Raw genomic sequence first — 14,639 nt, 5'->3', positions numbered from 1 at the left:
GTGGCCGGATGGGAGTTAGTCAGGACGCCCTGCTCCACGCCGTCAGCTCCGCCGTCCTCGCGGTCACCCGGCACCTCTCCCCGAGGGAGGTGCTCCAGGTCATCGTGCGCTCGGCCAGGGAACTGCTCGACGCCCGCTACGCCGCGCTGGGCGTGCCCGACGACGACGGCAGTTTCGCCGAGTTCGTCGCCGACGGCATCACCCCCGAGCAGTGGACGGCCATCGGCCCGACCCCCCGTCAACACGGTCTGCTGGGCGCGATGCTCAGGGAGGGCACCCCGGTCCGGCTCGGCGACGTGCGGCGCGACCCCAGGTTCGACGGCTGGCCGAAGGCCCACCCCGTGCTGAAGGACTTCCTCGGGGTCCCGATCCACGACGGCGACCAGGTGCTCGGCATCATCTTCCTGGCCAACAAGGCGTGCGGTCCTTTCACCGCCGAAGACCAGGACGTGCTCACCCTCTTCGCGGCCCATGCCGCAATCGCGCTGACCAACTCGCGCCTCTACGAGCGCGGCCGGGAGCTCACCGTCATCGAGGAGCGGCAGCGGATGGCGCGCGAGCTCCACGACGCCGTGACCCAGAAGCTCTTCTCGCTGCGGCTCACCGCGCAGGCCGCGTCGGCCCTGCTGGCCACCGATCCCGAGCGGGCCGCGCGGGAGCTCGACAGCGTGCAGCGGATGGCCGGAGAGGCGCTGGCCGAGCTCAGGGAGATCATCGTCGAGCTGCGTCCGGCCGAGCTCGACAGTCACGGGCTCGTCGAGACGCTGCGCAAGAACGTCCGGCTGCTCGACCGGCTGCACAGCGCCTCGATCACCTTCGACGGCCACTTCGAGGGCGAACTTCCGGCCGCCGTCGAGGTGGCGGTGCTGCGGGTCGCCCAGGAGGCCGGGCACAACGCGCTGCGTCACTCGGGCTGCTCCGAGCTGCGCATACGGCTCGCCCCCGACCGTGAGGGGCTGCTGCTGGAGGTCGCCGACGACGGCTGCGGCTTCGACGGCGAGCCCACGCGGGGGCTCGGGCTGGAGTCGATGCGGGATCGGGCGGCCGGGGTGGGTGGCAGGCTGGAGGTGATCTCCCGGCCGGGGGCCGGGACGACGGTGAGGATGGTGGTGCCGACATGATCCGGGTACTGATCGCCGACGACCATCCGATCGTGCGCCAGGGCTTGCGCACGTTCCTTGAGGTGCAGGGCGACATCGAGGTCGTGGGGGAGGCCGGTGACGGCGCCGAGGCCGTCAAGCTGGCCCGCGCGCTCTCACCCGATGTGGTGCTGCTCGACCTGAAGATGCCGGTCCTCGACGGGCTGGGGGCGCTGGCCGAGCTCGGCGGGGTCGCGAAGACGATCGTGCTGACCTCGATGACCGATCGCGGTGACGTCGCGCCCGCGATGCGGGCCGGGGCGGCCGGGTTCCTCTACAAGGACGTCGACCCGTCGGCGCTGGTGTCGGCCATCCGGGCCGTCCACGGTGGGCAGGTCGCGCTGGCGCCCGAGGCGGCCGAGGCGATGCTGAAGCCGTCGGCCGAGACGGTGGCGCTGACCGACCGGGAGCGTGAGGTGCTGGCGCTGATCGCCGGTGGCCGGTCGAACCGGGAGATCGCCCGCGCGCTCGACGTCGCCGAGAAGACCGTCAAGACCCACGTGTCCAACGTGCTGATGAAGCTGGGCGTACAGGACCGCACTCAGGCCGCCCTGTACGCCGTCAGGCACGGGCTCGCTTAGGTCACGTGCCCTTCTTGCGGTTGCGCGTCGGGGCGCGCTCGGGCTTCGGCGGGGGCGGGGGCGGCGGCACGTAGACCGGCTTGGTGCTCTTCTTTTTCTTCACCGTGGGGGCGACGATCTTCGTCTTCACGGTCTTGGAGAAGATCCAGCCCTTGATGCCGAGTTCGCGCAGGCGCCGCTCGTCGAGGTCGCCGGCGCCCGAGGGCACGTCGAAGGTCATGGCGCCGAGCTTGGCGGTGGCGGTGCCGCGGGTCTTCTTGTTGAGCGTGACCTGGATGGTCAGCCAGGTCGAGTCGGTCTGCCAGTCCTCTTCCGGGTTGGGGTAGAGGATGTCCGGCGTCCAGCACCAGAACTCGTTGCCCTCCCACGTGCAGGAGGTGCCCTTCGGGCCGTTCCACTTCAGGGTGCTGACGATGCCCTTGGGCAGGTAGCCCCCGACCCAGAAGTAGTCGGCGCTGTGCGGACCGGTGTTGGTGGCCTCGAAGTAGTAGGTGATCTTGGCCCCGGCCTTCACCGACTTCGGATAGACGACGTCGTGAATCCGGAAGTTCGCGAAGGGGTCCTTCGCGGCGGCGGCGTTCGCGGGAACGCCCACCACGAGCGGCGCTAAGAGCATGAGTCCGGCGGCGATGCCGGAAGTTCTGCGCATGAAAATCTCCGTTGGACAAGACATGGCAATCCCCGTATGTCTAGACCAATATCACTTTGGAACGGTAAAGCACTACTAGACTTCGCGTAGACTTGATCATTTTGTACGGGGGAGAACCGCAGTGCCGCCTACATCGCCATTACGGCCTGGCGAGCCGACTGAGCTGGGGGTTTACCGCATCACCGGGCGCCTTGGGGAAGGCGCCCAGGGTGTCGTGTACGCCGCCACGGCACCGGACGGTACCCCGGTCGCCATCAAACTGTTGCGAGTTACGGACGCAATCGACGCAGATTCGTTCCTCCGTGAAGTGTCCGCGGCCCGACGTGTCGCCCAGTTCTGCACCGCCCAGGTCCTCGGCGCCCACATGGACGGCGACCGCCCCTACATCGTGTCCGAGCTCGTCGACGGGATCTCGCTCCAGAAGGTCGTCCAGCAGGAGGGCCCCCGCACCGGCGGCAACCTCCACCGCCTCGCGGTCGGCACCATCACCGCGCTGGCCGCGATCCACCGGGCCGGCATCGTGCACCGCGACTTCAAGCCCTCGAACGTGCTGCTGGCCCAAGACGGGCCGCGCGTGATCGACTTCGGCATCGCGCGGGCGCTCGACTCGTCGTCGACCCTGTCGAGCGGGGTCGTGGGGACGCCCGCCTACATGTCGCCCGAGCAGATCGAGGCCAAGCGGGTGGGGCCGCCGTCGGACATGTTCAGCTGGGCCGTGACGATGTTCTACGCGTCGACGGGGCGGCCCGCGTTCGGCCACGACAGCCTGCCCGCCGTGCTCTACCGGGTCATGAACGAGACCCCCGACATCTCGACCCTGCCCGACCTGATCCGCCCCATCGTCGAGGCCAGCCTCGACAAGCAGGCCGACAACCGCCCGACCGCGAGTGAGGCCCTGTTCGCCCTCCTCGACCACCAGGTCGACGACGACCTCGACAAGTCCCTCCTGGCCGGCCTGAACGCCGCCTCCCGCAACGGCAAAAACGGCAAGAAGGACGCCGCGCCACCCGCGCGCCCGTTCGTCCCCGTCCCGCCGCCGGCCCCGGAAAAACCCGCAGACTCCGGTACGCCACCACCCCCGCCCCCCGGCTTCGCGCCCCCCGATCCCCAGGCGCCCCACCTCCGGCCCCCGGGCCAGAGTTATCCACCGCCGGGATACCAGGGCTACCCGCCGCCCGGATACCAGAACTATCCGCCGCCGCAGGGCTATCCGCAGGGGCCCGGCCAGAGCGTGCCCCCGCCCGGCTACCTCCCTCAGCCGGGCCAGAGTTTTCCGCCTCCCGGCTACCCCTCTCAGCCCGGCCAGAGCTTTCCGCCTCCCGGCTACCAGCCGCAGCCCGGTCCGAACCAGAGCCTCCCGCCGACCGCGCCCGTCAAGGGCAAGCCGAAGGCGAAACCCAAGGCGAAGCCCGAGGAGGCGCCGCCGCTCGCCGACTCCGACGCGACCACCTTCCACCCCCGCCCCGATCCCACCGGCGGCTGGCTGGGTGAGGCGCCCCCCACGAAGAGCAGGGCGGGCCTGGTCACCGGAGTCCTCGTCGGCGTGCTCGCGGTGGCGGCGACCGCGCTGTTCCTCGTACCGAACCTCTTCAAGAGCGAGGACGAACCGGCACCGGTCCCCGCGGCCGCCCAGGGCGGGATCACCCAGCAGCCGGTGGTCGACCTCCCGACCACCACGCCCGCCGCCTCGGCCCCGTCACCGGCTGCGGCGTCGCTGTCCCCGGCGCCCACCCCGAGCCCGTCTCCGTCGCCCTCACCGACTCCGACGGTCGCCCCGGTGCCGGTGCTGGGCGAGCAGGACGGCAGTTCCCTGGCCGGTCACCAGAGCTCGGTCTACTCCATCGCCGTCGGCGGCGACAAGGACAAGCCGGTCGTCGTCTCCGCGAGCGTCGACCGGTCGGTGCGGATGTGGAACGCCGAGTCGCACAAGGCGCTCGGCAAGCCGATCTACGCCCACGGCGACTGGGTGTACGCCGTCGCCACCGCCGAGGTCAACGGCCGCCCGCTGGCCGTCACCGGCAGCCGGGACGGCTCGGTGCGCGTCTGGGACGTCGAGAAGCGCAAAGCCATCGGCGGCGGCCTGTGGGGCCACGGAGACTCCGTCTACACGGTCGCCATCGGCAAGGTCGGCAGCAAGTGGGTGGCCGCCTCCGGCGGCGCCGACGGCAACATCCGCCTGTGGGACCTGAAGACCCGCCAGCCCATCGGCGGCGCCATCAGAGCCCACGGCAAGGGCATCAACTGGCTCGCCTTCGGTCAGGCCGGCGACAGGACGATCATCGTCTCGGCCAGCGACGACGAGACGCTCAAGGTCTGGGACGCCTCGTCCAGGAAGCAGTACGGCAAGACCTTCAAGGGCCACAAGCAGCCCGTCTACTCGGTTGCCACCGGCGAGCTCGACGGCACGGCCGTGGCCATCTCGGGCGGCAAGGACGAGAAGCTGCGCGTCTGGGACCTGAAGACCGGCGAACAGATCGGCAAATCGCTGACCGGCCACAAGGACAACGTCTACTCGATCGCCTTCCGCGAGATCGACGGCCACCCGATGGCCGTCTCGGGCTCCACCGACAACACGCTCCGCATGTGGGACCTGGAGCAGGAGAAGCAGGTCGGCGACGCGGTGAAGGCCCACGACGGCAAGAACGTCTACTCGGTCGCCTTCGCCGAGATCGACGGCGAGACGCAGGTCGTCTCGGCCGGTGAGGACAAGCGCATCAGGTTCTGGAAGCTGGAGGACCTGGCCGGCTAGGCGCTGAGCTGTTCGAGGATCGCGTGGTGGGCGGCGACCCGCGCGCGCCGGACGGCGTGGTCGAGCGCCTTGAGCGCCTCGCGGCGCGCGTTGACCTGACCGGAGGTCAGCCCGCGCTCCTCGGCCAGCCGCAGCGCGAGCGCGAGGCGGGCCGCGAGGTGGCCCACGCGGTGGGCGCGCCCGGGATAGCCGGGCGCCAGCGCGCCGTCGACGTGGTCGAGCGCGGGGAAGCCCTGCATCGGCCCGTCGACCGAGGTCAGCGCGTCGGTCGCCGACCGCATCGCGGCCGACAGCGCCCGCTCGGCGTCGGCGAGCTGTGGCACGTCGGCGTCGGCGGCGTGGGCGTCGTGGACGGTCCAGCGGATGCCCGAATACGACGAGCCGCGCCGGTCGGGCGAGGGCACCAGCCCGAACCGGCGGGTGCCGAGCACCGCGATGACGGCCTGCCCGGCCTCCAGCGCGGCGCCGTTGAAGACCGGCGGACCGGTCAGCCCCAAAAGATCTCCCGGAATGGGAAGCGCGAGCCTGAAGGACGTCAGCCCGGTCGCCCGCAGCTGCGCGAGAAAGACCCGCAAAGGCGACTCGCCAGTGATATCCGTCACGATCTGGGGGCCGGAGGCCCGCTCAAGCGCGTCGACGGCGTCGTCGAGACCGGTGTGGCCGGTCAGCCAGGCGTTCCCCCAGGAGACCAGGGCCGCGGAGATCGGTGAATCGGTGCGCACCCCAACCACGATAAGGCAATAGATTTTACGCGGACGGATTCGGACGTGAGGGGGATCGCTGTGGGCGGTCAGGTGCTCAACATGCGTGGCGTCGCCATCCGGCGCGACGGCGCGGTCCTGGTGCGCGACATCGACTGGGCGGTGGCGGAAGACGAACGCTGGGTGGTGATCGGTCCCAACGGCGCCGGCAAGACCACGCTGCTCCAGATCGCCGCCGCGCTGCTGTTCCCCACCGACGGCTTCGTCGACATCCTGGGCGAGCGCCTGGGCCAGACCGACGTGTTCGAGCTGCGTCCCCGCATCGGCCTGGCCAGCTCCGCGCTGGCCGAGAAGGTCCCGCCGGAGGAGAAGGTCATCGACCTCGTCCTGACCGCCTCCTACGCCATCCTCGGCCGCTGGACCGAGGAGTACGACTCCCACGACGTCACCCGCGCCGTCGAGCTGATCGACCAGCTCGGCTGCGCCCACCTGATCCGCCGCCGCTTCGGCACCCTGTCCGAGGGCGAGCGCAAGCGCGTCCAGATCGCCCGTGCCCTCATGCCCGACCCCGAGCTGCTGCTGCTCGACGAACCGGCCGCCGGGCTCGACGTCGCCGCCCGCGAAGACCTCGTCCGCCGCCTCTCCCAGCTCGCGCAAGACCCGAAGGCGCCCACGATGGTGCTCGTCACCCACCACGTCGAGGAGATTCCCGTCGGGTTCACCCACGCGATCATGCTGCGCCATGGTTCGATCGTCGCCCAGGGGCCGATCGACTACGTCATGACGGGCGACAACCTGTCGAAGACGTTCGGGGTGCCGCTGAATCTGGAGCGGAACTCGACGGGACGCTGGTACGCCCGGCCATTCTGATATTTCGTTCTTTTTCCTCTTGTAAAGCGGCGCCCAAATATCATTAACTCCAGTTACAGACTGGAGTGGACGCATGACTCAGCTCGTCATCACCCTCGTCGTCGTCTTCGTCGCCGCTTTCGCGCTGGCCCGGACGATTCGGATCGTGCCGCAGGCGACCGCGAGAATCGTTGAACGTTTCGGTCGATATCACCGCACGCTCAACGCGGGGCTGAACATCGTCGTCCCCTTCATCGACCGCATCAAGGTCGAGGTCGACCTGCGCGAACAGGTCGTGACGTTCCCTCCGCAGCCGGTCATCACCTCCGACAACCTGGTCGTCTCCATCGACACGGTGATCTATTTCCAGGTGACCGATCCGAAGGCGGCGACGTACGAGATCGCGAGTTTCATCGTCGCGGTCGAGCAGCTGACCGTGACGACCCTGCGCAACGTGGTCGGCGGCATGGACCTCGAACGCACCCTGACCTCCCGCGAGGAGATCAACACCGAGCTGCGCGGGGTGCTCGACGACGCGACCGGCCGCTGGGGCATCCGGGTCAACCGGGTCGAGCTGAAGGCCATCGACCCGCCCGCCTCCATCCAGGACTCGATGGAGAAGCAGATGCGCGCCGACCGCGACAAGCGCGCCGCCATCCTCACCGCCGAGGGCAGCAAGCAGGCGGCCATCCTCACCGCCCAGGGCGAGCGCGAGGCCGCCGTCCTGAAGGCGCGAGGCGAGGCCGAGGCCGTGGTACTCCGGGCCCAGGCCGACGCCGAGGCCCGCGCGATGCGCGCGAAGGGCGAGGCCGACGCGATCGGCATGGTCTTCAAGGCCATCCACGACGGCGACCCCGACGAGAAGCTGCTGGCCTACCAGTACCTCCAGACGCTGCCCGAGATCGCCAAGGGCGACGCGAACAAACTGTGGATCGTGCCGTCCGAAATGGGCCGAGCACTGGAGAACCTGGGCGGCCTGTTCCAGCCGCCCGCGAACAAGACCCCTGATCTCCCGGCCAAGCCGCCAGCGTCCTGACGGATATCGGCCCGCGCGTCAAGCCACCGCGTTCTGACCGGAAGTTCCGACCCGCGTCATGATCTCGTATCGCCGCCGCCTAGGATTCGGTCAGCCGGTACGAGATGAGGGTCTGTGACACCGTGGGAAGCGGTCGCGGTGTTCGCGGCCGGTGTCGGGGCGGGCGGCATCAACGCCGTCGTCGGCTCCGGTTCGCTGATCACCTTCCCGACGCTGCTCGCGCTGGGCTATCCGCCGATCGTCGCCAACGTCTCCAACAACATCGGGCTGGTGCCCGGCGGGGTCACCGGGGTGCTCGGCTACCGCGAGGAGCTCAAGGGCCAGCGGTCGCGGCTGACGCGGCTCGGCGTCGCCTCGGTGCTCGGGTCGCTGGTCGGGGCGTTCCTGCTGCTGCGGCTCCCGGCCGAGGCCTTCCAGGTGATCGTGCCGGTGCTGATCGCCGTCGCGCTGGTGCTGGTCGTCATCCAGCCCAAGATGGCCGGATGGATCTCCACCCGCCCCCACACGGGCCACGGCGGGCCGTGGCTGTGGCTCGGGGTCTTCGGCGGCGGCATGTACGGCGGCTATTTCGGGGCCGCCCAGGGGGTCGTGCTCATCGGGCTGATGGGCCTGTTCCTCAACGAGGAGCTCCAGCGTCTCAACGCGGCCAAGAACCTGCTGGCGCTGCTGGTCAACTTCACCGCTGCCCTGCTGTTCATCGCGATCGCCGAGGTCGACTGGCTCGTGGTGGCGCTGATCGCGGTCGGTTCGGCGCTCGGCGGGTGGGTCGGGGCCCGGGTCGGGCGGCGCATTCCCTCGCCGATCCTGCGGGGGGTGATCGTCGTGGTGGGGATCGTGGCGATCGTGAAGTTGCTGGCTTGATTTATGCGTACAAATTATCGAAAACGGGTATGAAAACCCACGTGAAAGGCGATCGCGTAGAAATCGTCATCGACGCCGGAGGAACCCCCCGAACCTACGAAGTCATCGCGACGAAGGCCGGCCGCCGGGTCGAGGTGACCACCGGCCGGGGCGTCGTGGAGGTCTCCGAGGTCACTCGGAACGGAACTCCGGTCCGCACCGCCCGGTTCATGCAGAGCCGGGTGCTCGCTCTCGTGGAGCACCCGATCGACGCTAATGAGCCGGCCTGACCTGAACCACGCCGTCGCGGCGCACCCTCGTCTCGAACGAGGGCTGCTTCGCCGTCGCCGGGCCGTGGATCACCGCGCCGTCGGCGATCCTGAACACGCTGCCGTGCCACGGGCACACCACGCACGGCTCGCCGTTCTCGACCGTCACACGGCCCTGGTGCAGCGGCCCGGCCAGATGGGAACACCCGTCGGCCAAGACCGTCACGCCCTCGCCCAGGCGCAGCACGAACAGGTCGATGTAGCCCAGCCTGCGCGCCACCGGGCGCCCGTTGGGCAGGTCGCTGATCGGGCCGAGGTCGTGCCAGCCGGTCGGCACCAGATGGCTGACCTGCTCGGCGTGGTTGGCCCCGGCGGCGAGCCGGTAGGCCAGATGACCGCCCAGATAGGCGCCCACGCTCGCGGCCATCAGCCCGGCCGTCGCGAAGGCCCGGCCCGCCCGCTCCTTGCCCGCCATGCGGAAGGCCAGTGATCCGGCGTAGAGGCCGACGGCGGCGGCGTTGGTGAGGGCGTGCACGAACCCGACGCGCTGCTGCTCACGGTGGAGGGTCGACCAGTCGGTGATGCCGGCCGCGGCGGTCGGCAGCGCGGTCGCCACCCCGGCGGCGAGGACGGTGCGTGCGGCCATGGGGTCGGCCTTGGCGGCGTCGAGGATCGCGGTGGCCACGAAACAGCCCACGGCCACGGTCGCCAGCGGCGGGTGCACCGGATGGCCGATCGGCACGCCGTGCAGCGCGTCGCGCACCCAGCCGGGCCCGATGCGCGACCTGACGGCCTTGGCGAGCCCTCTGATCGGCTTGTCGAGCGTCGTCGCATGTTCGAGCCGGTCGAGCAGGTCACCGCCGCCATTGCCATTTTTGCGTGGCTTCGCGGACTTCTCGGTGGATCTGTCCATCGATGTCACCCCCTGACACGACGTACCCGGCTTGTCAGGAGCCGAACATCATCGCGCGAGGTGACCTCGGAGCACGGAGGTCTCCACGAGGTCATGGGCGTAGGCGCCCAGCGTGGCCGAGCCTTCTTCGATGATCGCGACGTTGGCGAGCACCTGCGAGGCGGTGACCTTGTAGAGCGCCCAGGTGCCGCCGTCGTTGTGGTGGTTGGCCATGATCGGCGCGAGCCGGTCGAGGGCCTTGGCGTAGCGCGACTCGGGGGTCAGCCGGGCCTCGAACTCGTCCCACAGCTCCCGCAGGGGCCCGGCCTGGTCGGCGGGGAGTAACCCGAAGATCCGGTCGGCGGCGGCCCGTTCGGCCGCCTCCTGCTCCTCGACCGCCACCCGGTCGTAGATGAACGTGTCACCGGCGTCGATCTCGACGATGTCGTGGACGAGCAGCATGCGCACCACCCGGTCGATGTCGGTGCCCGCCGGGGCGTGCTCGGCCATCACGAGCGCCCAGACCCCGAGCTGCCACGAGTGCTCGCCGGAGTTCTCGCGGCGGGATCCGTCGATGAGGGTGTTGCGGCGGATGACGCGCTTGAGCTTGTCGATCTCCACCACGAAGGCGAGCTGAGCGTCGAGGCGATCCCGGTGCTGCGCGATGGTCACCGCGCCACCCTATTCTCTGGTGATCAAACGCGGCACAGGATCACCGGAACACCGTTGAACACGGCATTCCCGGACAGCGGGTCGATGATTTTTTCATCCGTCAGCACGTTGACGTTCACTCCGGCGTTCTCGGACGCCACCTGTTGTCTCACTCCGTCGTGTCCCCAGCCGTGCGGCAGGCTGACCACCCCCGGCATGATCTTGTCGGTCGGTTCGAGGGGGACCGTGAGTTCGCCCGCGCTCGATCTGACCACGGCATGGTCGCCCAGCCCGAGCCGGGCGACGTCCTCGGGGTTGATCTGGAGCGTGCACCGGTTCGTGCCGCCGACGAGCGGGCCGATGTTGTGCAGCCACGAGTTGTTGGACCTCAGGTGGCGGCGCCCGATGAGCACGAACTCGGGATGGACCTCGTCGAGGCGGGCCCGCAGCCGGGAGACGTCCTCGATGATCTCCGGCGGGGCGAGTTCGACCCTGCCCGAGGCGGTGGTGAGGATCTCCGGGAGCCTGGGCTGGAGCGGGCCCAGGTCGAGGCCGTGCGGGTGCTCGTCGCGGAGCTTGCGCAGCGTGAGGTCGCCGCCGTTCCATTTCCCGTACGGCCCCAACCGGAGCATGGCATCGAGCCGGGGCTCTGTCCCGTCGAGCTCGCTCTTGTCGTGGTCGCCGATCATCTGGTCGCCGATCATCTGGTCGATGATCAGATCGTCGATGCCGGAGATGCCCGAGGCGATCGTGACGAGTCTGGAGAGGATCTCCGCCTCGGAGGGCCCGTCGGCCGCCAGGATCGGCGGGGAGTAGCGGGCGTAGTTGCGCACCGCGAAGTTGAGCAGGGCGAAGTCGTAGTGGCCGGTGGCCAGGAGCCGGGGCGGCGGCAGGATGACGTTGGCATGCCGCGTCGTCTCGTTGAGGTAGATGTCGACGCTGACCATGAAGTCGAGCTTCTCCAGCGCCTTGGCCAGGCGGGTCGCGTTGGGCGCGGAGCTGGCCGGATTGCCGGCCACGGTGATCAGCGCTCTCACCCGGCCTTCGCCCGGGGCCTCGATCTCGTCGGCCAGGGTCGCGACGGGGAACTCGCCGTTGGTCTCTTTCAGTCCGCGCACCCGGCTCGTCCATCTCCCGGTCCTGTACGGCCTGCGCCTGCGCGGCCCCTCGGTGGCAGGAGTGGCGAACATGGCCCCACCGGGGCGGTCGAGGTTGCCGGTGAGCACGTTCAGCACGTCGACCAGCCACTGGGTCACCGTGCCGAATTCGGCGGTGCAGGTCCCGATGCGGCCGTACACGGCGGCGGTGGGGGCGGTGGCGAGGTCGCGCGCAAGTCGTACACAGACCTCGGCAGGGACGCCGCAGGCGGCCTCCACCACGTGCGGCGGGAAGTCCTTCACGACCGCCTCGACCTCCGCGAGCCCCTCGACCGGCAGCGCGACCTTCACCAGATCCTCGGCGAAGAGCGTGTGCGCGATGCCGGCCAGCAGGAACGCGTCGGTCCCCGGCCTGATGAAGACGTGCTCGTCGGCCAGGTCGGCGGTCCGCGTCCGGCGCGGATCCACCACCGTCAACCGGCCCCCGCGTTTCCGGAGGGCCTTGAGACGGCCCGGGAAGTCGGGCGCCGTGCAGAGCGAGCCGTTCGACTCCAGCGGATTGGCCCCGAGCATGAGCAGGAAGTCGGTCCGGTCGAGATCGGGGACGGCGATCGTCATCGGATGCCCGAACATCAGCCCCGAGGCGACGTGCTTGGGCATCTGGTCGGCCGTGCTCGCCGAGAAGACGTTGCGGGTCCCCAGCGCCCGGATGAGCGCCGAGCCGTAGAGCGCCCCCGCCATGCTGTGGGCGCTCGGATTGCCCAGGTAGACCGCCCGCTCGGGTCCCGAGATGTCCTTCAGGCCCTGCGAGACGGCCGCGAAGGCCTCTTCCCAGCTCACCTCGCGCCACTGGTCACCCTCGCGAACCAATGGAGCGGAGAGCCGGTCGGGGTCCTCGTCGAGCCGCCCCAGCGAGGCCCCCTTGGGGCAGATGTAGCCCTTGGAGAAGGGATCGTCCCGGTCCCCGGTCACCCTGGTGACGTGGTCTCCGTCGAGGGTGATCGTGAGACCGCAGACGGCCTCGCAGAGCGGGCAGGTGCGGTGGACGGTCGTCATGAATCTCATCGTGCGCCGTGAACGGGAGGGGGCGGAAGCCCTAGAACGGAACAAAATTCTAGGGCTTCCGCCTCGCCCAGACGCCCCCGCGGACCGTCCGGGCCTCCTCCTGGGCCGCGCCCGGCGCCCGGTGGGCACGGCCCAGCTCTGCGGCTAGCTCGCTCCCGCCAGGACGAGCCTGCCCGCCTCCTCTATGACACGGACGACGTCGAAGCGGGGGTCGCGGTAGACGCGACTCCCGAAGCCTTTACGTGTGGTGGTCCACTCCAGCTCATAGGCCCATCGGTCCTGCGCGGAGCACAGATGCCGATCCGCTCCATCTCGGAGCAGTATGAGTCGGGCCTTGCATAGCAAGAGTGCGTTGGTACGGTGGAAGGGCATAGGAGACTCCTTATCGGTGGCTTCGAGTGGAGCTCTCGGGTCGGGTCGTAGGTGGCAGCCTTCGGCCCGGCCTTTTTTCCTTGCCGGAAGGTCGCAGTGCGTGGAGTGTCCCGTTGCGATCTTCTGTGGACCTTTCTGTCTCTGATGTTCCATCAGATGAGAATTGTCGGCAAGACGTCACGAAAAAATTTCTCTGGAATGCATGCAACTGTCGATGCAAATTGCATACGATGCAGGGTGGCCCTCCAGATGAGGGCACCAGTCCAGCGTCTGTGAGACGGAGGGGACGGGCATGGCAGAGAAGGACACTGTCGCGCCTCACCGCCGACGGCTCGGTCAGCAACTTCGCAGGCTCCGCGAGGCCTCCGGCAAGACCGGTGCCCAAGTGGCAGAACCTCTGGGCTGGTCCGCCGCGAAGGTCAGCCGTATTGAGACCGCCCAGACCCTGCCAAGCGAGGACGACATCACCGCACTCATCACTGCGTATGGTGCCGATGAGCCCGCGCTGGGGCAGGTGTTGAAGCTTCGCCAGGATGCCACCCAAAAGGGCTGGTGGGAGCAGTATGACGAGTCTCTCCCGCAGGGGTTCGTCGCGTTCTTGGGCCTAGAGGCGGAAGCCGAGGTCATGCGGAACTGGGAGCCGACAGTGCTTCCAGGGCTCCTGCAGACCGAGGACTACGCCTCCGCTCTGATCTGCAACCACATGCAGCCGATCGCGCAGATTCCAAAAGCGTGGCTGCGTGATCGAGTTGAAGTGCGGTTGCGTCGTCAGGCGGAGCGCCTGCTCGGGCCAAATCCGCTGAGACTGCAAGTCGTGTTCGAAGAGTCGGTGCTCCGCCGGAACGTTGGCGGAACGGCGTTGATGAAGGATCAGCTCCAACACCTGGTCAGGCTCTCCGAGCTCGATCATGTCGAAATCAGGCTCATCACCGCATCCACCTTACTCCCGGTGATCACCGGGCCTTTCGTGCATTTCAGCTTCTCCGACTTCCCAGAGACCGTGTACCTGGAAGATCTCACTGGTGCCCGTTTTGTGGAAGATGCAAAAGAGGTCTTCCACTATGAGAGAGCTTTTACTGTCTTGACTGGAGTGGCGCTCGATACGACTGAGTCGCGATTGGCGATCAAGGATGCAGCGGCGTTCTGGCGCGAGCGAACGTCGAAAGTGGAATAGGAAAAAACCGGCTAAATGGAAACGACTGTGGCGGTCTGGAAGAAGAGTTCGCTGAGCGGCCAGTCGAACTGTGTCGAAGTGGCGCAGTTCGATGATGGCAACCTCGGCGTTCGCGACAGCAAAGACCGCAACGGCTCGACGCTGGTCTTCACCGCCGGAGAGTGGCAAGCCTTCATCGGCGGTGTGAAGAACGGGGAATTCGACCTCTGATCTGCAGGTCGCCCAGCAGGTCCGGTCATGAGTCGCAACTGGTTGGCATGGCCGGACCTCACCGTCACCTTCACGATATTGGGCAGGATCACCCGTTTTGGTCATTCTTATGATGACCAAGACGAAAAGGGGTGGGCCGTGTCGAATGTCGACATGCCTGATGCCGTCTGGCACAGGAGCAGCTTCAGCACGAACGGGAACTGTGTTGAGGTCGCTCGATTGGCAGGAAGCTACACCGCACTACGTAACAGCCGGGACCCCGATGGGCCCGTACTGGTGTTCACTGAAGCCGAGTGGAACGCCTTCCTCCAGGGTTTGGCGGTTGGAGAGTTCGACTGAGGCCTGACGTGGCATCGGCCCGCACT

Annotated in this window: 15 protein-coding genes; 10 read left to right on the top strand and 5 right to left on the bottom strand. The window is 68.5% G+C overall.

All coding sequences use genetic code 11. The features are described from left to right. The first annotated feature begins 8 nt into the window (after window positions 1-8). Window positions 9-1,121, top strand: coding sequence for a GAF domain-containing sensor histidine kinase (locus ACYQ78_RS11950; protein WP_459800857.1), 1,113 nt, complete (start codon window positions 9-11; stop codon window positions 1,119-1,121). Then, complete coding sequence (locus ACYQ78_RS11945; RefSeq protein ID WP_459800856.1) at window positions 1,118-1,720, top strand: response regulator; 603 nt, start codon at window positions 1,118-1,120, stop codon at window positions 1,718-1,720. The genes ACYQ78_RS11950 and ACYQ78_RS11945 overlap by 4 nt, the downstream gene beginning before the upstream one ends. Window position 1,721: 1 nt before the next feature. Here ACYQ78_RS11945 and ACYQ78_RS11940 read toward each other — a convergent pair whose 3' ends face one another. Beyond that, window positions 1,722-2,369, bottom strand: a complete 648-nt coding sequence (locus tag ACYQ78_RS11940) for a hypothetical protein (RefSeq protein ID WP_459800855.1) — start codon at window positions 2,367-2,369, stop codon at window positions 1,722-1,724. Between the two features lie 121 nt (window positions 2,370-2,490). Here ACYQ78_RS11940 and ACYQ78_RS11935 point away from each other — a divergent pair, with 121 nt between their 5' ends. Continuing rightward, window positions 2,491-5,118 (top strand): WD40 repeat domain-containing serine/threonine protein kinase, encoded by a 2,628-nt coding sequence (locus ACYQ78_RS11935; RefSeq protein ID WP_459800854.1) that lies wholly within the window; start codon window positions 2,491-2,493, stop codon window positions 5,116-5,118. Here the strand turns inward: ACYQ78_RS11935 and ACYQ78_RS11930 are convergent. Continuing rightward, window positions 5,115-5,840, bottom strand: coding sequence for a hypothetical protein (locus tag ACYQ78_RS11930; protein ID WP_459800853.1), 726 nt, complete (start codon window positions 5,838-5,840; stop codon window positions 5,115-5,117). The two genes, ACYQ78_RS11935 and ACYQ78_RS11930, sit on opposite strands and share 4 nt — an antisense overlap. Window positions 5,841-5,900: 60 nt before the next feature. Here ACYQ78_RS11930 and ACYQ78_RS11925 point away from each other — a divergent pair, with 60 nt between their 5' ends. The 4 genes from ACYQ78_RS11925 (at window position 5,901) to ACYQ78_RS11910 (ending at window position 8,834) form a co-directional block, all read left to right on the top strand. Beyond that, on the top strand, window positions 5,901-6,689 hold the full coding sequence (locus tag ACYQ78_RS11925; RefSeq protein ID WP_459801765.1) for an ABC transporter ATP-binding protein: 789 nt from the start codon (window positions 5,901-5,903) through the stop codon (window positions 6,687-6,689). Between the two features lie 73 nt (window positions 6,690-6,762). Next, window positions 6,763-7,704: an SPFH domain-containing protein gene (locus ACYQ78_RS11920; RefSeq protein WP_459800852.1), complete on the top strand. Its 942-nt coding sequence runs from the start codon at window positions 6,763-6,765 to the stop codon at window positions 7,702-7,704. 114 nt (window positions 7,705-7,818) lie between these two features. Then, entirely contained in the window at window positions 7,819-8,565 is a 747-nt protein-coding gene (locus ACYQ78_RS11915) for a sulfite exporter TauE/SafE family protein (protein WP_459800851.1), read from the top strand. 41 nt (window positions 8,566-8,606) lie between these two features. Beyond that, window positions 8,607-8,834: a hypothetical protein gene (locus ACYQ78_RS11910; protein ID WP_030456190.1), complete on the top strand. Its 228-nt coding sequence runs from the start codon at window positions 8,607-8,609 to the stop codon at window positions 8,832-8,834. On the opposite strand, the gene ACYQ78_RS11905 is transcribed toward ACYQ78_RS11910, so the two are convergent. Genes ACYQ78_RS11905 through ACYQ78_RS11895 form a run of 3 tightly spaced genes read right to left on the bottom strand, consistent with a single transcriptional unit; the run spans window position 8,818 to window position 12,509 of the window. Beyond that, window positions 8,818-9,726: a Rieske (2Fe-2S) protein gene (locus ACYQ78_RS11905; protein ID WP_459800850.1), complete on the bottom strand. Its 909-nt coding sequence runs from the start codon at window positions 9,724-9,726 to the stop codon at window positions 8,818-8,820. The genes ACYQ78_RS11910 and ACYQ78_RS11905 overlap by 17 nt on opposite strands. Before the next feature lie 48 nt (window positions 9,727-9,774). Next, window positions 9,775-10,377, bottom strand: coding sequence for an HD domain-containing protein (locus ACYQ78_RS11900; protein ID WP_459800849.1), 603 nt, complete (start codon window positions 10,375-10,377; stop codon window positions 9,775-9,777). Window positions 10,378-10,400: 23 nt separating this feature from the next. After that, a complete protein-coding gene (locus ACYQ78_RS11895) occupies window positions 10,401-12,509 on the bottom strand; it encodes a molybdopterin oxidoreductase family protein (RefSeq protein WP_459800848.1) in 2,109 nt (702 codons plus the stop codon). Window positions 12,510-13,182: 673 nt separating this feature from the next. Here ACYQ78_RS11895 and ACYQ78_RS11890 point away from each other — a divergent pair. Genes ACYQ78_RS11890 through ACYQ78_RS11880 form a run of 3 tightly spaced genes read left to right on the top strand, consistent with a single transcriptional unit; the run spans window position 13,183 to window position 14,613 of the window. Then, the gene (locus ACYQ78_RS11890; RefSeq protein ID WP_459800847.1) at window positions 13,183-14,064 is read left to right on the top strand and encodes a helix-turn-helix domain-containing protein; all 882 of its coding nucleotides are present in this window, start codon (window positions 13,183-13,185) and stop codon (window positions 14,062-14,064) included. A 27-nt stretch (window positions 14,065-14,091) separates the two neighbouring features. Continuing rightward, window positions 14,092-14,274 (top strand): DUF397 domain-containing protein, encoded by a 183-nt coding sequence (locus ACYQ78_RS11885; protein ID WP_459800846.1) that lies wholly within the window; start codon window positions 14,092-14,094, stop codon window positions 14,272-14,274. A 27-nt stretch (window positions 14,275-14,301) separates the two neighbouring features. Further along, window positions 14,302-14,613, top strand: a complete 312-nt coding sequence (locus ACYQ78_RS11880) for a DUF397 domain-containing protein (RefSeq protein ID WP_459800845.1) — start codon at window positions 14,302-14,304, stop codon at window positions 14,611-14,613. The last annotated feature ends 26 nt before the right edge of the window (window positions 14,614-14,639 follow it).

The organism is Herbidospora sp. RD11066, from assembly GCF_054661255.1.
This window is presented reverse-complemented; position numbering and strand designations above follow the sequence as displayed.